The organism is Methylotetracoccus oryzae (assembly GCF_006175985.1).
GTDB lineage: Bacteria > Pseudomonadota > Gammaproteobacteria > Methylococcales > Methylococcaceae > Methylotetracoccus > Methylotetracoccus oryzae.
Genome location: NZ_SRSH01000006.1, coordinates 70,606 through 88,215 on the forward strand (window position 1 = coordinate 70,606; position 17,610 = coordinate 88,215).

Annotated in this window: 18 protein-coding genes; 9 read left to right on the forward strand and 9 right to left on the reverse strand. The window is 61.8% G+C overall.

Going from position 1 to position 17,610, the window contains the following annotated elements:
* Positions 1 to 269 precede the first annotated feature (269 nt).
* Positions 270 to 1,004, reverse strand: a complete 735-nt coding sequence (locus BWR02_RS07715; protein WP_139557179.1) for a sulfite exporter TauE/SafE family protein — start codon at positions 1,002 to 1,004, stop codon at positions 270 to 272.
* 747 nt (positions 1,005 to 1,751) lie between these two features.
* On the opposite strand from BWR02_RS07715, the gene BWR02_RS07720 reads away from it, so the two are divergent.
* Positions 1,752 to 2,993 carry an ATP-binding protein gene (locus BWR02_RS07720; protein WP_139557180.1) on the forward strand — a complete coding sequence of 414 codons (1,242 nt, stop codon included), beginning with the start codon at positions 1,752 to 1,754 and terminating at the stop codon, positions 2,991 to 2,993.
* Positions 2,994 to 3,192: 199 nt separating this feature from the next.
* On the opposite strand, the gene BWR02_RS07725 is transcribed toward BWR02_RS07720, so the two are convergent.
* Positions 3,193 to 3,969, reverse strand: a complete 777-nt coding sequence (locus BWR02_RS07725) for a DJ-1/PfpI family protein (RefSeq protein ID WP_139557181.1) — start codon at positions 3,967 to 3,969, stop codon at positions 3,193 to 3,195.
* A gap of 671 nt (positions 3,970 to 4,640) precedes the next feature.
* Between BWR02_RS07725 and BWR02_RS07730 the strand changes: the two genes are divergently transcribed.
* The 4 genes from BWR02_RS07730 (at position 4,641) to BWR02_RS07745 (ending at position 8,596) form a co-directional block, all read left to right on the forward strand.
* On the forward strand, positions 4,641 to 5,423 hold the full coding sequence (locus BWR02_RS07730) for a class I SAM-dependent methyltransferase (protein WP_139557182.1): 783 nt from the start codon (positions 4,641 to 4,643) through the stop codon (positions 5,421 to 5,423).
* 12 nt (positions 5,424 to 5,435) lie between these two features.
* The gene (locus BWR02_RS21445; RefSeq protein ID WP_268921404.1) at positions 5,436 to 5,900 is read left to right on the forward strand and encodes an SOUL family heme-binding protein; all 465 of its coding nucleotides are present in this window, start codon (positions 5,436 to 5,438) and stop codon (positions 5,898 to 5,900) included.
* Between the two features lie 49 nt (positions 5,901 to 5,949).
* The gene (locus BWR02_RS07740; RefSeq protein ID WP_139557183.1) at positions 5,950 to 6,582 is read left to right on the forward strand and encodes a glutathione S-transferase family protein; all 633 of its coding nucleotides are present in this window, start codon (positions 5,950 to 5,952) and stop codon (positions 6,580 to 6,582) included.
* A 451-nt stretch (positions 6,583 to 7,033) separates the two neighbouring features.
* Positions 7,034 to 8,596: an Ig domain-containing protein gene (locus tag BWR02_RS07745; protein ID WP_162560067.1), complete on the forward strand. Its 1,563-nt coding sequence runs from the start codon at positions 7,034 to 7,036 to the stop codon at positions 8,594 to 8,596.
* 115 nt (positions 8,597 to 8,711) lie between these two features.
* On the opposite strand, the gene BWR02_RS07750 is transcribed toward BWR02_RS07745, so the two are convergent.
* The 5 genes from BWR02_RS07750 to BWR02_RS07765 all read right to left on the reverse strand — a co-directional run bounded on the left by BWR02_RS07750 (position 8,712) and on the right by BWR02_RS07765 (position 11,756).
* Entirely contained in the window at positions 8,712 to 9,188 is a 477-nt protein-coding gene (locus BWR02_RS07750) for an ecotin (RefSeq protein WP_139557185.1), read from the reverse strand.
* 135 nt (positions 9,189 to 9,323) lie between these two features.
* The gene (locus BWR02_RS07755) at positions 9,324 to 10,574 is read right to left on the reverse strand and encodes an SIR2 family protein (RefSeq protein WP_139557186.1); all 1,251 of its coding nucleotides are present in this window, start codon (positions 10,572 to 10,574) and stop codon (positions 9,324 to 9,326) included.
* Between the two features lie 121 nt (positions 10,575 to 10,695).
* Positions 10,696 to 10,845 (reverse strand): hypothetical protein, encoded by a 150-nt coding sequence (locus tag BWR02_RS20825; protein ID WP_162560068.1) that lies wholly within the window; start codon positions 10,843 to 10,845, stop codon positions 10,696 to 10,698.
* 329 nt (positions 10,846 to 11,174) lie between these two features.
* Positions 11,175 to 11,450, reverse strand: a complete 276-nt coding sequence (locus tag BWR02_RS07760; RefSeq protein WP_139557187.1) for a hypothetical protein — start codon at positions 11,448 to 11,450, stop codon at positions 11,175 to 11,177.
* 60 nt (positions 11,451 to 11,510) lie between these two features.
* Positions 11,511 to 11,756: a hypothetical protein gene (locus BWR02_RS07765; protein ID WP_139557188.1), complete on the reverse strand. Its 246-nt coding sequence runs from the start codon at positions 11,754 to 11,756 to the stop codon at positions 11,511 to 11,513.
* A gap of 400 nt (positions 11,757 to 12,156) precedes the next feature.
* Here BWR02_RS07765 and BWR02_RS07770 point away from each other — a divergent pair, with 400 nt between their 5' ends.
* Together BWR02_RS07770 and BWR02_RS07775 are read left to right on the forward strand one after the other, a co-directional pair.
* Entirely contained in the window at positions 12,157 to 12,783 is a 627-nt protein-coding gene (locus BWR02_RS07770) for a Crp/Fnr family transcriptional regulator (protein ID WP_139557189.1), read from the forward strand.
* A gap of 103 nt (positions 12,784 to 12,886) precedes the next feature.
* Complete coding sequence (locus BWR02_RS07775) at positions 12,887 to 13,513, forward strand: Crp/Fnr family transcriptional regulator (protein WP_139557190.1); 627 nt, start codon at positions 12,887 to 12,889, stop codon at positions 13,511 to 13,513.
* A gap of 84 nt (positions 13,514 to 13,597) precedes the next feature.
* Here the strand turns inward: BWR02_RS07775 and BWR02_RS07780 are convergent, their stop codons facing one another.
* Complete coding sequence (locus BWR02_RS07780; RefSeq protein WP_139557191.1) at positions 13,598 to 14,476, reverse strand: aldo/keto reductase family protein; 879 nt, start codon at positions 14,474 to 14,476, stop codon at positions 13,598 to 13,600.
* A 91-nt stretch (positions 14,477 to 14,567) separates the two neighbouring features.
* Entirely contained in the window at positions 14,568 to 15,767 is a 1,200-nt protein-coding gene (locus BWR02_RS07785) for an FG-GAP repeat domain-containing protein (protein WP_139557192.1), read from the reverse strand.
* Positions 15,768 to 16,151: 384 nt separating this feature from the next.
* Between BWR02_RS07785 and BWR02_RS07790 the strand changes: the two genes are divergently transcribed.
* Both BWR02_RS07790 and BWR02_RS07795 read left to right on the forward strand, forming a co-directional pair.
* Positions 16,152 to 16,397, forward strand: a complete 246-nt coding sequence (locus tag BWR02_RS07790) for a hypothetical protein (RefSeq protein ID WP_139557193.1) — start codon at positions 16,152 to 16,154, stop codon at positions 16,395 to 16,397.
* Between the two features lie 431 nt (positions 16,398 to 16,828).
* Positions 16,829 to 17,530 carry a phosphoadenylyl-sulfate reductase gene (locus tag BWR02_RS07795; protein ID WP_139557194.1) on the forward strand — a complete coding sequence of 234 codons (702 nt, stop codon included), beginning with the start codon at positions 16,829 to 16,831 and terminating at the stop codon, positions 17,528 to 17,530.
* The last annotated feature ends 80 nt before the right edge of the window (positions 17,531 to 17,610 follow it).

Below are 17,610 nucleotides of genomic sequence, written 5' to 3' on the forward strand. Positions count from 1 at the left end.
CAGGATACGCTGGGGCGCCTGGTGCCAGGGGCAGACGTTGAGGGCACTCACCGCCGCGCCTTGATCCAGGATGGGCGAGTGGTGTGGACGATTCATCCGACGCCTACGCACTGAATTACGGAACTGAAGCTACGGGTGCGAAGTGGATGTCGAGCGGGACTGTGGGCTATGCATATGAAAAGGCAAAATTTTTGGCTTCGACTGTTGGAACCGGCTGGCTAATGGGAGACCCCGTATTGGACCCAGTTTGGCCCGATCAGCGTCGCGCTCTAGAACGCGATGAGGCGAGCGCCCGCAATCACCAGCACGACGCCTAGCAATCGGCAGATGACCGCTTCAGAGAGATACCGGCACCCAAGCTCGGCACCGATGGCGCCACCGAACACCGCCGACAGCGCCAACAGGGACCAGTCAGCGGGTAACGTGCTGCCCGTCGTCCAATAGCCCATGAGAGCGACGAGCGAATTCAGCAAAATGAAACTGCTGGCGAACCCGGACGCTTCCCGAACGTGACACCAGCGGCAATACAGCAGCAGCGGTGACAACAACACCCCGCCCCCCATGCCCGTCAGTCCGGACAATAAGCCAATGGTGCCGCTGGCCGACATCGCCAGCAGCGGATGCGGTGCCCGCGTTGCGGTGATGCCGTGCGGGCCGCGACGACCGATCATCGGCAGGCCCGCAATCAGCAAGAGTGTGCCCAGGATCAGGTTGAACGACCTGAACGGCAACGTCAGGTAACCTCCCGCAAACGCGGCGGGAACCGAGGCCACAACAAACGGCCACAGGCGCCGCCACGAGACCTGTCCGGCCACCCAGAAGCGCACTGCGACCAGCGTCGACACGAAAATATTGAGCACCAGCGCGGTGGGCTTGATCGTCTCCGGCAAGAAGCCGCAAAGCGCCATGACGGCGATGTAGCCGGAGGCGCCTCCTTGTCCCACGCTCCCGTACAACAACGAGATGGCTGCGAGACTGAGGCAGATGAGCGCGGTCTCAGGCATCGGTGATGAGATCTGTCGGAACCAACAGAAGGCGGGGATCAACCAAACGCGACAACGGCGCGCGGCCTGCGCCGCCCAACGCCAGTCCGGGCGACCTTAATGCGGCCCGCGTGTAGTATACGGTGAAGGGCACGCCAGTCGTGGCTTCCAGCCAATTTGACGTAGGAATAAATAGGGCTGGAAGCATAGGTTATCACGCGCTTACCGATGGCAATGCCAGGGAGACGGCTCTTCCGCGGGGGTTTTTTCCCCGAGAGTGACCCTGGACGAAGGGTCTCGCCACTTTTCGGTTCCTGACGGAGACTGGGATGTCCCGCCAGTTTTCGCAAACAGATAGCGATAAAGTCCAGCCTTAGGTGGGGATGCAGATGGGTCCTTTTCTTTGTGTTATTCAAACGCGACGTTAAAAACCCTAAGGATGCTATGGGAAAATCGCGTTGGGGCAATCGCGATCGAAATGCCGGGGCTTTTTTCGGATGTCGCGTGACGAGGGCACAAAAAGAGGTACCTGGCAGTGTCTGCGCATTTACCCCCACTATCAACGTGGGCATTCCTTTAGAGCATGGTGGGGTGTTCTCTTAAGGAAGATCACGTATTGCCAATGCAGCTGGAACTCAGCAGACTGTGCTTATGAACGCCGGGCAAGGCCTCGCATCTGGGGGGAGCGTGCCGAGCCTCGGGAGATTCACATAGCCTTTACGGTCCGCCCTAAACGAAAGCGGGCGGAATGACTTCAAGGACTAGGCCGTGCCCCAGATAACACCCGATCGGCTCCTTCGACTTCGCGAACTGCGGCCACTCAAACCTCCGGAGTGCCGCAGCGACAGGGGCTCAGCGGCATTTCGGTCCGAAGATCTCTTCGACCTGCCCGGACTCGCCTCCCTTACGCATATCCGTTGTGATCCGGGGGAGATCGTCTGCCGGGAAGGTCAACCGGGCGATTCGGTTTACCTGCTCAAGACCGGAACTGTCGCCATCATCAAGGGCGAGGTTGAGGCGCCTGTCGTTCTGGCGCATCGCGGTGCCGGCGAGCTCATCGGCGAAATGGCCGTGCTGGAACGATTGCCGCGATCCGCCACCGCCATTGCCTTGGAACCGACGGAACTGCAGCGACTCGATCGGGACGAGTTCCTGCAAATCCTCTTTCAAAGGGGGAACGTCAACATGGAGTTGTTGGGCCGCCTCAGCCATCGACTGCGGGTCACGGATGAAATTCTGGGTAGCACGTGGGACCAGGCGCACGGATTGACCGAGGAAGTCAGCCAGCTCATTGCCGACTGCGACGAGCTGCGCTCACAAAAGAGACTGTGGCGACAGACGCTGGAGATGTTGCTGCACGACTTGCGTAATCCGGTGCATGCGATATCGCTGTCGACGACTCTGCTGGCAGAGGGAGTTCCGGGCGCTGTGTCGGAGGAGCAACGTACCTCCTTGCGAAGCATCGAGGCCAATTGTCAGCATCTCGCGCAGCTGGTCGATGCCATCGTCGAGCTTTCTCAGATCGAGGCCAAGGCTCTGCAGTTCAGGCCGGCCCCGACCGATCTATCCGCTGTCGTGCGCACGGTGCTCGATCGGCTTCGACCCTTGCTCGATGCGGCGCATTTGACCGTGACCCTGGATTTTCCGGAGGAGCTTCCCCGCCCGCACGTGGATCCGGGCTTGTTCGAGCGCGTCATTTCCAACATCCTCGACAATGCGGTCCGTTTCACACCCGGCGGAGGACACATCACCCTCACGGCTTCCGTAGAACTGGACGATCTCCGGTTGGCTATTACGGATACCGGACCGGGCGTTCCTCCCGAACAGCGCGAGCGAATTTTCGGCCGGTTCATCCGGGGCGACGCCAACGAACAGGGGAACCGTCGCGGCTACGGGCTGGGGCTTAACTTCTGCCGCTTGGTGGTCTGCGCGCACGGCGGGCATATTTGGGCAGAGAGCGGCCCGGGCGATCAGGGCGCTTGCTTTGTGATCACGGTGCCCTGGAGATAACCGTCCCTGCCTCACAGCGGTCGGCCCTGACAATCCAGCACCCCGACTCGGGTTCTGCTTCCGGCAAGGCCGTTGGCATGGGCGCGCCAGACGGCACACTGGTTTGAGTCATGCGAGGGACGGGACGGCGGCGGCGTGCCCGTGCGGGTAATGCCGCCGCGCCCCTGAACCAAAGCGGTGAGACCGCTTGGCAGCCAGCCTACGGGATGCTGTTGATGAAACCCAGCAGGAAGTAGTCGTACATTTCACGCATGGCTGCGAAAACGTCCGGCCGGGTATTCAAGACCGAACCGCCTTCGATCGGTGGCGCCGGATCGTATTCCAGGTCCAACATCACCGCCTGCGTGTAGGCCTTACCGAACAGCTTCAGGACGATTTTCAGCGCCATGTCGAAGCCGGCCGTTACGCCCGCGGATGTGATGTATTTGCCATCGATCACATAACGCTTCTGTTGAAACTGCGCGCCGTACTTCGTCAGGATTTCGTCGGCACGATACCAGTTGGTGGTAGCCTTTTTTCCCTCGAGCAGGCCGGCCGCACCGAGTATCCAGGCGCCGGTACAGACACTGGTGGTATAAATGGTGTTCGCGTCGATCATCTTGATCCAGGCGAGGGTCGCCGGATCCATCGTTTCCATGGCCGTTTCGCCCGCGCCGCCCGGAACCACAAGAATATCGAGGCGGTTGACTTCGTCGATGGACTTGTCGACGACGATTTTGAGGCCGTTATTCGCAACGATCTCGCCCTTGTGCTTACCCACGAGGAAGGCGTTCAGACCTGACGTGCGGAAAACCTGAAACGGACCCAAGGCATCGGTGGGGTTCATGCCATCGTAGACGTAGATGCCGATTCCGTTCACATTGACGTTCGGATTGGGTTTCTTGCTCAGCAGTTCGGTCAGCGACAAGTTGGCACTCGCCGCGCCGGAGAAAACAAGGAACATGAATAGAAACAGGGTTCTGGAGAAAATATTCATAGGAATTGAAATAGGTGGGGAATGGACTCGATGGACCGATCGGTATGCCTTCCTGCTGTTCGAACACCACACCCGGGATCGGTGCCCGAAACATCTGCGGTTGGCAGTTCGAGTGAGCCGAATAGTCAATCGATGTCTCTCGGACACGGCGTATCACGATCGGGCCGAATGGCATAAGCAAGGGGTATGCCATAATTTTTTTGTCAATCGGCTTTGGGCGTGCGGCCTCGAACTAACGCGGGTTTCCGGAGCTCGACGGCGAACGCTTGACGAGGAATAGGTCGACCTGATTTAGCTAGCGGTGAGCGATATCACCCAGAGATAGACGTGATATCGGTCGTATCCCGCAACGGACCGGAGGAAATGGGGCTTGAGTCCAAATGAAAGGACAGGTGGGCAGGCCTGGGTTCCGGCAAGATTATCCGGCGGCTATCGATACGGAAGGTAAGATGCTGGCAGGTAGAAATATCGCGGAGTGAGCGGAATGATGGGCCGGGCGGGCGCGGGTCGCTATCGCCAGCGAGCGATGGGCTTGACGTGCCGGGACCAGCATCCTTCTATAGTGCCGCAGGTACGTGCCACCGCGCAGGATGGGTCCAGTTCGATGACTCGGGGCCGGCGTGCTTCGGTCCGCTGGCTGAACGTCAGCATCAGAGGAGGTGGGAGGTCCCTTGACCGAAGGTTTCGTTGATCGCTTTGCGCCGGTTGCGGCCCGTTATGCCGATTGCCGTCCCACCTATCCGCCGGCGCTCTACGCGTGGCTGGCAAGTACGGCCCCCGACCGTCGATTGGCGTGGGACTGTGCGACCGGCAGCGGACAGGCGGCGCGCGACCTCGCCGTCCATTTCGAACACGTCATAGCAACCGATGCCTCGGCGGCGCAGATCGGACGTGCGCCGCCGACGCCGGGCATCGAATACCGGGTGGCCGCGGCGGAGTCCTCGGGGCTCGCCGCGGAGTCGACCGATTTGATCACGGTGGCGCAGGCCCTGCATTGGTTTGCGATCGATCGCTTCTTCGCCGAGTGTGCCCGTGTGTTGAAACCCGGCGGTGTGCTGGCCGTGTGGAGCTACGGGCCGCTGCAGATCGATGGAGATCCGGCGACCAACACCCTGGTTCAGCGCTACTACCAGGAGATTGTCGGACCATACTGGCCGGCGGAACGGGCTTTGGTCGATGAGCGCTACGCTTCCGTGTGCCTGCCCTTTCCCGAATTGGGTGCACCGGCTTTCGCGATGCGTGTGGCATGGCCGCTCGAAAAGCTGCTCGGCTATCTCGGCACCTGGTCGGCGGCGGCAGCCTACCACGCAGCGGTCGGCACCGATCCTCTGGACCTGATTCGTGGTGACCTGTGGGCAGCCTGGGGCGGGCCCGAAGTCAAGCGCCACATCGTCTGGCCGCTGGTCGTGCGAGTAGCCCGAAAGCCGGCTGCCGGTAGTAACCATTCACCCTAACCTGGCTTGGTGGTGGAAGCGGGCTGGGAGGGCGAGGCCGTCTGCGGGCGGGAACCCGCGGCCGAGCCAGGGACGGATTCACGGCGTTTCTCGGCTTCCCCGCCCGCTCCCGCGAGGGCGAGGCGTGAACCGTTACGTCCGCGGGTCGATGCGCCGGGCTCGTACACGTTCACCTTCATGATGCCCTCCGGCTATACACTGGAGACCTTGCCGCGTCCGACCGACTCACGCGTCAGGCTGCGACGGATCGACGCGCGGGTGATGGCGGCTCGCACTTATTCCGGAACGTGGTCGGAGGCGCGTTATCGCGAACACGAAAGGGCGCTGTTGCAAGCCGTCAGGGCGGCAGGATTGCAGCCGGTGGGACTACCGGTGTTTGCCCGCTACAACTCACCGTTCACGCTTTGGTTCTTGCGGCGCAACGAGGTGCTGGTGGAAGTCGCGCCGGAAGGGCTTGTCCCATCTGAAAGGCATTGACGAGCCGCCGGCTCGAACGCTCTCCAAGCAAACTGTCGGAGATACCCCAATGATGACACTGTACGGTTGTCCCCAGACCCGCTCCGCCCGCGCCGCCTGGGCCCTGGAAGAGGCTGGCGCCGAGTACGCCTATGTCGCGGTCGATTTGCCGAAGGGCGGAGGCCGATCCCCGGATTTTCAGGCGGTCAATCCGGGCGGCAAGGTGCCTGCCTTGGTGGACGACGGGCTCACGCTGACCGAATCGGCCGCGATCTGCACGTACATAGGGGACCGCTTCCCCGAATCCGGTCTGACGCCGCCACCCGGCACGGCCGAGCGGGCGAAGTACCACCAGTGGTGCTTCTTCGTGATCGGCGAGTTGGAGCAACCGCTTTGGACCATCGCGAAGCACCGCTTCGCATTGCCTGCGGACTGGCGGGTGCCGCAAATCGAGCCCACGGCCCTGAAGGAATTCGATGTGGCGCTCAGGGTCTTCGAAAAGGGGCTGGGCGACAGGATGTATCTGCTGGGCGATGGTTTCACCGCCGCGGATATCCTGGCTGCCCTCACGCTGAACTGGGCGCGCAAGGGGCAGGTTCTGCCCGATTCTCCCCGCGTGATGCGCTACCTGGAACGTACGCTGTCACGTCCGGCGCTGGAGCGGGCCCGGCAGCGCGAAGCGGCCGCGGTGGCAGCATCCTGAATTGGGTTGGCACGGGGAACATTGCGCGTCGGGAGAATTACGCCGCTGACAGACCAGCGCCAGAATGACCGGATGCGGTTGACGGAAAGGTAAGGGCCGCAGCCTCCGCCGCTCCGGATCGTCGGTACGTCTCACGGGCCGGTGGCTGGACGCGGAGAGAACAGACCGAGTGCGTCAGGTTGCTTTACACCCGTCCGCGATGGATGACGTGTAACGCAGCGTGTTGTGCGCCCTTTGAACGACTTAATCGAAAACGGCACGGCTTCTGCTCGGAACGCTGTTCGGCTGGGTATTTGGGCTGATCAGCACCAGGCGCCTGCGTGCTGCCCGCCGTGAATTGCGAGAGGGTCCGCGTGACGGTATTTCGAAGCAGATGACTTGCATTTCACGAGATAGCCATGCGCTACCGCGCTACCGCGTCGACTTGGTTGACATGACAAACGAGAAATCGATGAACCACAGATATTACGTAAAACCACTTTGCTCGGTCGCTCTGCTCTGCGGGGCGATGCCGCTTGCCAGTGCGAGCACCGCTTACGGAAGCCTCAGCAATTTTGATTGTGTGAATGACACCGGTCAGGAAACACACGGCTTCGAGATCGAGATCGAGGATGCGCGGAGCTCTTCCGTCACGTACACCTACGACTACAACCACTACGGCACCCCCAAAATCACCGAGGACGGAAGTGATCCGCTGCATCCGAAAGTGGTCATCCGCTACGCGAGTGCCAAGGATGCCGCGGGTCGCTATACCGCTTACACTGCGATACCCGATCCCCAGAATCCAATAAAGCCGACCGACGGGCACCAGTGCACGAACCCCGGTGTGAACCAGGGCTGTGAGCACTTCGGCGTCGGCCATTATGGTTCCGGGCCCGTGCATTATTTCTGGCTGGTCGACGATGGAGCGGGAAACCTGGTACGCGGACCCTCGGTCAACGTCGCGACTCCAACGTGGACCTACATACCACCACAGCCGGCCGTCAATGCGCCGGCCGTGGTCCAAGCCGAAGTCAGAGCGCCGGAGCGGCCGGAGAACCCGGTCAAGGAGTTTGGCGAAGCGGTTTTCGTGAAAGAAATCAGCACCACGACCCACAACAACAATCGCGTGAAGCTGGAAGACCTCGTGTCCGACGATCCCGCCAAGGCGGATGACAAGAACTGGAAAAACAATGAGCCAGACGAAGTCGAGGTCGAATTCGAACTGTTGCAGGAGGAGTTCAACAAACCGGACGGTGAACGCAACGCTCACCAGGGTCAGCAGGAACCTCTCAAAAACGGCGACGAGGTGGTCACCCGACGTTACGAATCCTATCGCTATGCCGGACCTTACGATCCCGAATCGAATGAAGCCCTGTGTGATACCTGGACCGAGAACTGGACCCAGAAGAAGCTGGATAAGCTGAAACCCGAATGTAAGGATGCCGCAGGTCAACCGCTCCCGGTCCTTGGGGAATACATTGGTGCCCAGATGGTGGAATTCGATCCGCAGGCCCCACTGGGTTTGATCGAACACCTTCAGGACGGCGACCGGTCGCAGCCTTTCCCCAGGCGTCGGCTCGTCATCGGCGGCAATTCACCTTATGTTGCGACCATTACGGATGGATCGCTGCCCGACGGCCTTCGGCTAAACCCGACTTCGGGCATGCTGACGGGTACCCCGCGCAAGGCTGGCAAGTTCACTTTCACGGTCAGTGCTACCGATGCCAATGGCGACGTAGTCGACAAAACCTACGCGCTGAAGATCGTTGGTGCCCCGGTGATCAGGACGTCGGTGTTGCCCACGGCTGGTGTACGTGACAGCTACCGCGTCAGGATACCTGCGAGCGGAGGTTACCGGCCGTACACTTGGCAAGCCACGGATCTACCACGGGGTCTTCGAATCAATGCGAACGGTGTAATCCTGGGCAAGGCTGCCAAAGGGTCGCGCGGCACCTATCATCCTACGATCCAGGTTCAGGACGATAGCGGTGCCGTTACCACCAAGAGCCTGACGTTGGTCGTGGTTCCCTGACGGGCCTCCCAGAGCGTGCTGCATGGCTTCCTCCGGACTCCGGCCGGGGGGCTAGCCTGTTCTCCGATCGCCGAGACGCTGCCGGAGCCGGGCACGCAACGCGCACCGGTGTGCCTCAACCCGGCTCCAGGGATTTGAACTCGGTTCCGGCGCTCCAGATCCGATAACGCACTTCGACATCGTCCGGGGTGTAGACCACCACCGGCAGGCGGCTGTTGTAGCGGATCAGATAGGGTTCGCCGCCCAGCTTCACGAAGCGCGGAACCGTGGGGGCGTTCGGGTCCACGGCGATACGTGTGCCGGCCATGGGCCCGAGTTTGCCGAGGACGTAACGGGTATATCCCCAGCCCTTGATGGTTTCCTCGGTGATCTTTCCTCCGAAGAAGTAGCGGTTCCGCTCGTCCAGCGGGACCGTCTTTCCGACCTGCAGTTCGACCTGGTAGGCCGATTCGTCGTCCTGTGGCGCCAGTTGCAGGACATGGCGAACGAAGCCTTTCGCTGCAGGCGGGAAGCCTTGCAAGGGGTCTGCAGCCCAGGCTTGGGCGGTCGCGAAAAGCGACAGCAGCATTGCGGTCAGTGCGGTCTTGAGCATTTTCCTCTCCGTCAGAAGTCGGGGCGCGAACGTGCCGTGCGTGGCCAGCGGGATCGAGAGGCCCGGCGGCGCTGCGCGCAGACTGTACCCCCAAAACCGGGTGCGGCCAATGACCGCGACGGAAGGCTTCCGGCTTCAGGAGGGCTCTTTCTCAGCGCGCGCCCGCGGCGGATAGCCGGAGTTGTGATAACTGATCTTCTGTCCGAACAGGCGCTCGTAGCGGGAGCGCGTGTCCGGACTGGCCTTTTTCTGGATCACGGTGATCCGCTTGCCATTTCGCCCGTTCTCGCCATTTTTCTGCAAGCCCATGCGCAGGCCGCGCATCAGGAGTCGGGCGATCTCGAAGTCGTCCGCCGGCAGACTGTAGCCCACGATGTACCAGTGCTCCGCTTCCCGCAGCGCAGTTTCGGCTTCATCCCAGACCCGGGAGATATGGACGTTCTCGTATTCCTTGTGGATCGACGGCGCAACCATGAAGAAGCCGACGTCGCACCCGCAACGGCGACACGAAAAGCCGCCCCGGTTATTGCCCGTGTGGCGAAACTCACGGGCTTGAGACGGGTCCTCATCCTGGGATTCCGGCGCCCCGGTCAGGCTCTGGATGACCATCGTGGCGAGATCGGTCATGCCGTCGTAGAGCGCGCGACACGACGAGCAGTACCCCCAGGCGATCGAACCGTGCAGCTTGTACAGACTGCCGAAATGCCGGCTCTCGGCCGGGTCGAAATCGGTGTAGGCGGTTGGTACCAGATGTTCGGGCTGGCATCCGTAATCGACCGGTCGCAGGCTTGCGTCGCCCTGCGCATGCTGCAACGCGAACAGCGTGTTTTCGATGTAGGTGTCGTAATTGGTCGTGATGAGCTTGAGATCGCCGGTCGTGAGGTAGTCGTAGGCGGAGCGCGGCCGACCCCCGCACTCTTTCGACAAATCGCTTGCGATGTAACTCAGCGTCTTGCGGTAGGGGTTGTCCCTGTGGAGGACCTTCCTCACCATCTCGGCGTTTCTTCGCTTTTCCTGGTAGATCAGGGAGTCGTAGATCACCGTCAGCATCGACAAGCGCACGCGCTGCAGCCGTCCCCGTCCGTAACCCGGAATCAGGGGTTCGTTCTTCGCGATGCTCTGGTCGATCAGCGTCATCAGCAGCGGCAGGTGCGGGTAGTCGTCGATGCGGCGTTCGCTGGCGACATCGGGAACGTTGAAGGCCAGCCGCAGGAATTTGTCGACTTCGAGGTGATCTTCCGTCCGGTCCTGAGGAAATTCCTCCCGGGCTTTCCCACAGTAGACGCAAGCCCCAACCCCCAGAACATGCGGGAGTATCTCGTCGGTCAGAGGCCCGCCGAGCGCCTTCGTGGCGCCGGCACCAAAGAGGACCGCAGCTTGGGTCATGTCGTCACCTCCTGACTTTCTCGATCCGAAGAGAACCCCGTGGGCCGCCAAGCATGATAGGCGGGCAGTGGAGCCGTTGGAATGCGCCGCCGATGGTGGCCTTGGCGATCTTGAAAAGGGCCTACGGGATGGCTTTCGTCGGCTCTGGCGTCGAGCCCGGTCTGGCCATGCTCGCCGGGCTCGGGACGGCGAACCCGGCCGTGCCGTGCGAAAGAATCGCGACCACGCCGAGCGCGGCTGCGAGGATGATGCGTCTGTGAAAAGGGTTCATGCGACTCGCTCCTGAAACACGGTGGCGTCGCCTGGGCGGAGAGCCAGATGCTCTCCGCCAGGGGTGACTATAGCGTGCCGGAGCCGGGGGGCGGGCGCTGTAGGTTTTCACCCGGCGCGATCGGTAATTTTCACGGTAGTCCGGTCGTTTCCATTCTGCCTCTACCGGTTTGCTCGTCGCCCGAACGATCGCGGGATCGGGCCTCGGCAAGAGATTTGCAGGAGTCCTGGCGCTACCGCCGGGTCAGCCAACACGCGGGTCGCGTCCCGGCCTCCCGCCGCCCCGCGGGGACGGGCCTCGCACGGGGCAATGACGCATTCGGGAGACTGTTACTCGTTGGTCGATGCCGCGCTCTTCGCGAGCTGCTCTACCTTCGCCGCCTTCAACTCGGCTTGCAGCCGCCGCAGTTCGGCCTGAAGTGCCTGCTCCATTTGCTGCTGGTGCTCTTCCACCTGGGTCAGCCGACGTTCGATTTCCTGGCGTTCGGTGGTGCTGGTTGTGGCCACCGGGGAATAGCCTTTCGCTTCGGCAATGTTGGACAGGGCCAGGACCGTGCCGCCGATCATCGCGACGAGGCAAGACAAGGTGGTGTTCGCGTGTTTCATGGTGTGTTCCTGTTCGTTTTCTCGGGTAGGTAGGCAGTCTTCAGTGAATCGGCGGTCGAATCAGTCGTTCGACGCAAGCTGCTGTATCGTGGCGAGCTGGGCCCGAATCTCCGCCAGTTCCTTGCGCAACGCTTCGACCTGGAACTTCACCGCCGCGCCGGCGGATGATGCGCTGAACTCGACGGGTACCGAGCGATCCCCGGCGGTAGGGGCGGTGGATCGGCCCATGGCCGAGGCGGACGACAGATGGGTCAGGGTGACGATGGCCAATGCGGCACCAAGAACGATACGGTGGTTGCTGTTCATGCTTTCGGTCTCCAATCTGGATGATGTGGTTCTGTTCGCGCCCCGGGGAGGACTTGTTCCACCTCGTCGGGCTTGGGGATAGATTGCCTGCAGCCGATTCCCGATGCAGTGAGGTGCTGCGCATCGATTGTGTGACTTTTCACGCTTTCGACGTGACGCTCTGCACAATGGTGGTCGGGACTCCCATAGACCTCGCTACCCGCCCGATCGACCCGCGCGTAGTGCAAGACGTTCTTTTCCCGCACCGGCCGGGTTGACAGCGTGTCAGTCCCCGCGCATTCTCCGAAGGAAATCAGTGTTGAACGGTGTGTCTTCAGGATTGAAGGCTGCGCGTCGCGTCGCCGCGCGGTCGCGAGCCCGTCCGATCTACCTGACATCTGGAATGGGAAAAGCGAGCGCTATGGCCGAAACCAGAACCGCAGAGCAGATCGCCAAGCTGCTGGCGGACTGCGGACACGTCGTCAGATACCCCAAGGGCGCCGTCATCATTACTCAGGGCGACCCGTCCGATTCGCTGTACGTGATCATTTCGGGTCGGGTCAAGGTGTATCTCAGCGACGACAGCGGACGTGAAGTCGTGTTCGCGGAATACGGTCCCGGCGATTACGTGGGGGAGCTGGCGCTGGACAAGGGCGTGCGCAGTGCATCCGTCGCGACGCTCGAGCCCTGCACGCTCTCGTACGTCTCGCAACAGTCCTTCAAGGAGTTCCTGGCAAACGATCCCGATGCCGCCTTCGATCTGGTGGTGCGCCTGATCGGGCGCTTACGCTGGACCACGGAGGAGATTCGGAGTCTGGCCCTGATGGATGTTTACGGGCGCGTCGCGCGCCTGTTGCTCGAAATGGCGGTCGAGCGCGATGGCAAGAAGGTCATCGAGCAGCCGCTAACGCAGCAGCAAATCGCCGAGCGGGTCGCCTGTTCGAGGGAGATGATCAGCCGGGTGTTCAAGGAACTGACCGATGGCGGGTATATCCGCATCGAGAACCGGTGCATCCACATCGAGCGGCGCCTGCCGTCGCGATTCTGATGTCCGGTCGATGGTCATCTGCCGCGGGGCATAGCCGACCGGCGCAAGCCGGGTGTCGCCCCGGTACCCACCGCTCGTCCGTTTGCGTCGTTGAGCCCGCGCCGTGACGGAAAGCAACAGTCGTGAACTGATTGCCAGGGCTCTGGCCGAATCCGGTCACACGGTTCGCTACCCCAAAGGCACGGTCATCATCACCCAGGGTGATCCGTCCGATGCGCTCTACGTGATTCTCTCCGGCCGGGTCAAGGTTTACCTGAGCGACGACAATGGCCGCGAAGTCGTGCTGGCCATCTGCGGCCCCGGCGATTACCTGGGTGAACTGGCGCTGGTCGAGGGGGTGCGCAGCGCTTCGGTGGCGACGCTTGAGCCCTGCACAATGTCTTACGTGACCCAGCAGTCCTTCAAGGAACACCTGAAAAACGATCCGGGAGCGGCTTTCGACCTCGTCGTGCGGCTGATCGGTCGCCTACGCCTGGCTACCGAGGAGCTTCGCAGCCTGGCGCTGATGGATGTCTATGGGCGTGTCGCTCGCCTCCTGCTGGAACTCGCCGTCGAACGGGATGGGCAGAGGGTCGTCGAGCAGCCGCTGACACAGCAACAGATCGCCGAGCGGGTCGCGTGTTCGCGCGAGATGATCAGCCGGGTGTTCAAGGAGCTGACGGACGGCGGCTATATTCGCGTCGAGAACCGGCGCATCTATATCGACCGCCGCCTACCGGCGCGGTTCTGACGTCGGCGGCCCGGTGCAGGCCGCGAGCGCCTCAGGTCGCGCTTCGTCTCCTCCGGGCAGGTCTCGCGCCGTGTTGACGACCGGTCAGGCCGTATCGCCCAGCGAGCTCGCCTGATCCAGGCACTGTGTGACCAGTTCGCACTCGCTGTCCCGGAGTGCGAACCCGAAGATTTCGAGGTCTTCCCGCATGTGGGCCGCTGTCGTGGTTCCTGTCAGCGGGATGATCCCGGACTGGGTCAGATATCGGAAGAAGATCTGAGCGGGGGTGCGCCGATAGTGCGCGGCGAGTGTCTGCAAGCTGTTGTGCGCGAGTACCTGCGGGTTTGCCGTCAGCGTCCAGAAGCTCTGGTACAGAATGTCGCAGCGCCGACAGAGCGCGCGGACTTCACTGTCGTATCCGGTCGCGGCGTAGAAACGGTTCTGCACGATCGCCGGTTTGATTCGGGCGGCCTGCCAGAGCTGATCCAGCTGGTCCACGTCGTAGCAGTTGCTGATCCCGATCTGCCGGGCGCCGCCCGCGTCGAAGAGGCGTTCCATCGCCTGCCAAACCTCCATCAGTTGCTGCGGGTCCGGCAGCGGGGAGTGGAGGATCAACCCATCCAGATACTCGGTGCGCAGGTTCTGCAGCGAGCGCTCGAACGACTGCGCGACCTGATCGGACAGGCTCGCGCGGGGATCGTACGGTACTCGTGCGGGATCCTGCCCCTGTAGCGGGGTGAATTTGGTCTGCAGATAGAGGTCGGAGCGTGTGAGCCCCGATCTCAGGGCGCGCACCAGGCCCTCCCCGACTCCCATCTCATGGTAATGCTTCGGCTGGCAGGCGGTGTCGATGCCGCGAAACCCAATGCTGACGGCCTGTTCGACCAAATTCGCCGTCCGTTCGCCCTTCCAGGCGGTGCCGTAGACGATCCGGGGGACCCGAACGCCGTACGCGGAGACGGAAAAATCGATTGGAACCCGCATCTTCACCTCCGCGCTCGCGCTGGCCATGATCGAGGACGTTATCGGCCCCGATCTCGGCACCCGTCAAGTAATCAACCCATCAGCGTGCCTGTCACGGCAGTGATGCGCGTGCGCCGCAAGGCACCTGCGATCCCAGGCCATTCAGTCCGATCGAGATGTTCGCTTCCCAGTAACTGGTTGCCATGAGTTCCGGTGCCCCGTCGCAATTCAGATCCGCCGCGAAGACCGACCAGGGCGAGACGCCCACGGCGTAGTCGTCCTTGGGCTTAAACGTGCCATTCCCCTGGCCGAGGAAGACGCTGACCGTGTTCCCACTGTCTAAGTTGATTGGCGCAGGGTAATTGTTGTTCCCGTTGCCGACCAGGATATCAGCGTTGCCGTCCACGTTGACATCGCCCAGGAAGATCGAAACCGGCATGATGCCGGCAGCTTGCGTTGCGGGTGGTCCAAAGGTGCCGTTGCCGTTTCCGAGCAACACGCTAATGGAATTGCTCGTCTGATTGGCGGTTACGAGGTCGAGCGAGCCGTTGTGATCCAGGTCCGCAGCGCGAACGGAGTGGACCCGCCCACCGGCAGGATATTGCACCTGGGGCTGAAAGCCGCCGGCACGGTCATTCAGCAACACACTGATGCTTCGGCTGCCCATATTCCCAGTGGCGATATCGTTGTACCCGTCGCTGTTCAGGTCGGCGATGACGACAGAGCGTAAGGTGTTGCCGGTCGCATACGTTGTCTCGGCCGCAAACGAGCCATCACCCCTTCCCAGACGCACGGCGACATAGGAGGAATTCCCGACGACTGCAACGTCGAGTTTGCCATCGTGATTGAGGTCGCCAAGCGCGCCTTCATGCGGATGCTCGACGGCGCTCGGATAGGTGACCAATTCCCCGAAGGCGCCGCTTCCGTTGCCGAGTCGAACGCTGATGTCCCGCGAATTCTGGTTGGCGGTGACGAGGTCCAGGTGTCCATCGTGGTTGAGGTCGCCGAGTTCAGCGGTCTTGGGGCCGCGCCCGACCGGGAAATCCTGTTTGGGTTGCAGGCTGCCGTCGCCGTTGCCCAGCAGGAGGCTGACGCTTGCGCTGAAGCCGTTCGCCACGACGACATCGAGATTTCCATCGCGGTTGACGTCCCCGACACGAATGGAGTGAGGACGTGTCGCGGTACCGGCGGTCGACATCGTGCCGAATAAATTCCCCGCGGCAGCCGTGCCTGCGACGCCCATCAGATTAATGCCGAGAAGTATGAGGGTTGACGGCTTCGAAGCCTTGGACTTGGCGGGTTTTGAAATCACATGTTGCTCCTTATCTCAAGCGTGGCAGATTGTGCAGGCGACCGCGATACAGCGGAGGCGCATCGCGGGAGGCTCCGAACGAATCAGAGTTCCCCTGACAGCAGCAAGACCTGTACCACCCGTTCCAGTCGAACAATAACAAAAGAATTTTCATGGCCTTGCCATTTGCAATGGTGTTCGACTGTCAAATTAGCTGACAGCCCAAGGCAGGCCTTTCTATCGATCGGTGCGGTGAGCCTGAGCGGCGCCGTGGTGCTGCGCTTCCAGTGCGCGAGCCACTCCACGACTTTCGTGCAGAGCGATAGACTAGCCCGAGCGGGTGGACGTGTCCCTCGACACGGCCGCACCGCCTTTGCGTCATGGCATGGATCAACGGAGAGACTGATGAAGAAGGCGAGTTGGGTTTTTTGGGGCGCATTGGCACTGAGCCCGGGGCTGGTCCACGCGTTCGGCGTGGAGAACATCGCGGAACAGGCCGCGCGCAAGGCCGCGACCGGGGTCGCGAAAGATGCGGTGAACTCCGTTTTCGACGACGGCAACGGCAATCATCACAAGGGCAAGAACAAATCGAAGCACGCCAACAAATCCGCGAACTCGAAGGGTAAGCACAAGTCACACAAAAAGAACTGACCGGGCCGCGGTCGGCCAGCCCGGGTCGCGGAGCCGGGGCCGTTGCACAAAGCTCACCGGGAGATGGGCACAGCCGTTGGAATGGACTTCCAGGCCAGCGCGGAGGCGAGCAGATGTCACCCGCCAGGGCATAGGAATACGCTTTGGCGCGTCTGGCTCCAGACGCCGGAACGAGTGGCTCGACATGCGGGTCCGGTCGCACCGGGTTCGGACCGCTCCGCTGCCGGGGGGGCAGCCCGAAACGGCGGCGCAAAACCTGATGGCGCGCCTTTAGAGTCTTCCGCTATAACGAAGGGCTAAATGATTCTGTCTCGGAATTTTCCATTGCGTTATTCTGTGCGACCAAACGGAAGAGGACGGTCCACGCTGCGGCGGACGCAGCGCTGGCCGGCTGCCCTCAATCGGAACCCACTTAGGTAATTCTGTCGAACATGGCTATCGCTCTGGAAAAACCCGGCAACTCGGCCGGCTTGTCAGCCGAGGATATCCGCCTGCTGAACCGCGCCTACGCGCGGCTCGACTTCGAAGCGCGGATTCGCGAGCTCTACAACGATTTCGATCCCGACAAGGTGCTGGTGACCTCGTCATTCGCGGCGACCTCGGCTTATTTTCTGCACATCATTTCACGCATTCGTCCCGACCAGACGATCACCTTCATCGACACCGGCTTTCATTTCCCGGAGACGCTGGCCTACAAGGCCTACCTGACGGAGCTCTTCAATTTGAAAGTCGTGGATTTGCGGGCGGAGGACTGGAAGCATGAATACACGGTGCGCGAGAAAGTGTACGAGTCGGATCCCGACTTTTGCTGCTCGATCAACAAGGTGGAGCCCCTCGAGGCGTTGAAGGAAAACTACCATGTGTGGGTGTCGAGCCTGATGCGCTGGCAGACGGAACACCGCGCGGGGCTGGACTTCCTGGAGGAACGGCGCGGCATCCTGAAGTTCAATCCGATGCTGGATGTCACCAAGGCGGAGCGGGACGCCTACATCGTTGAGCACAAGTTGCCCTTTCATCCCCTGGTCGCGAAGGGCTACCTGTCCATCGGTTGCAGCCATTGCACCCGTCCCGGGGACGAGCGTAGCGGGCGCTGGGTGGGCAAACCGAAGACCGAATGCGGCCTGCATCTTTAAATGCGCACGCTCCGGGCGTCCGCCTGGTCGGCGGGTCCGGGCGCAGCGCCCGCTTTCCGATCGGCGGTTGTTTGCGCCGT

Coding starts and splice junctions, on each gene's coding strand:
- BWR02_RS07725 (WP_139557181.1), bottom strand. CDS start 3,969: ATGAATATTTTCTCCAGAACCCTGTTTCTATTCATGTTCCTTGTTTTC.
- BWR02_RS07750 (WP_139557185.1), bottom strand. CDS start 9,188: ATGCTCAAGACCGCACTGACCGCAATGCTGCTGTCGCTTTTCGCGACC.
- BWR02_RS07795 (WP_139557194.1), top strand. CDS start 16,829: ATGGCTATCGCTCTGGAAAAACCCGGCAACTCGGCCGGCTTGTCAGCC.
- BWR02_RS07755 (WP_139557186.1), bottom strand. CDS start 10,574: ATGACCCAAGCTGCGGTCCTCTTTGGTGCCGGCGCCACGAAGGCGCTC.
- BWR02_RS07770 (WP_139557189.1), top strand. CDS start 12,157: ATGGCCGAAACCAGAACCGCAGAGCAGATCGCCAAGCTGCTGGCGGAC.
- BWR02_RS07740 (WP_139557183.1), top strand. CDS start 5,950: ATGATGACACTGTACGGTTGTCCCCAGACCCGCTCCGCCCGCGCCGCC.
- BWR02_RS07765 (WP_139557188.1), bottom strand. CDS start 11,756: ATGAACAGCAACCACCGTATCGTTCTTGGTGCCGCATTGGCCATCGTC.
- BWR02_RS07760 (WP_139557187.1), bottom strand. CDS start 11,450: ATGAAACACGCGAACACCACCTTGTCTTGCCTCGTCGCGATGATCGGC.
- BWR02_RS20825 (WP_162560068.1), bottom strand. CDS start 10,845: ATGAACCCTTTTCACAGACGCATCATCCTCGCAGCCGCGCTCGGCGTG.
- BWR02_RS07715 (WP_139557179.1), bottom strand. CDS start 1,004: ATGCCTGAGACCGCGCTCATCTGCCTCAGTCTCGCAGCCATCTCGTTG.
- BWR02_RS07790 (WP_139557193.1), top strand. CDS start 16,152: ATGAAGAAGGCGAGTTGGGTTTTTTGGGGCGCATTGGCACTGAGCCCG.
- BWR02_RS07745 (WP_162560067.1), top strand. CDS start 7,034: ATGAACCACAGATATTACGTAAAACCACTTTGCTCGGTCGCTCTGCTC.
- BWR02_RS07780 (WP_139557191.1), bottom strand. CDS start 14,476: ATGCGGGTTCCAATCGATTTTTCCGTCTCCGCGTACGGCGTTCGGGTC.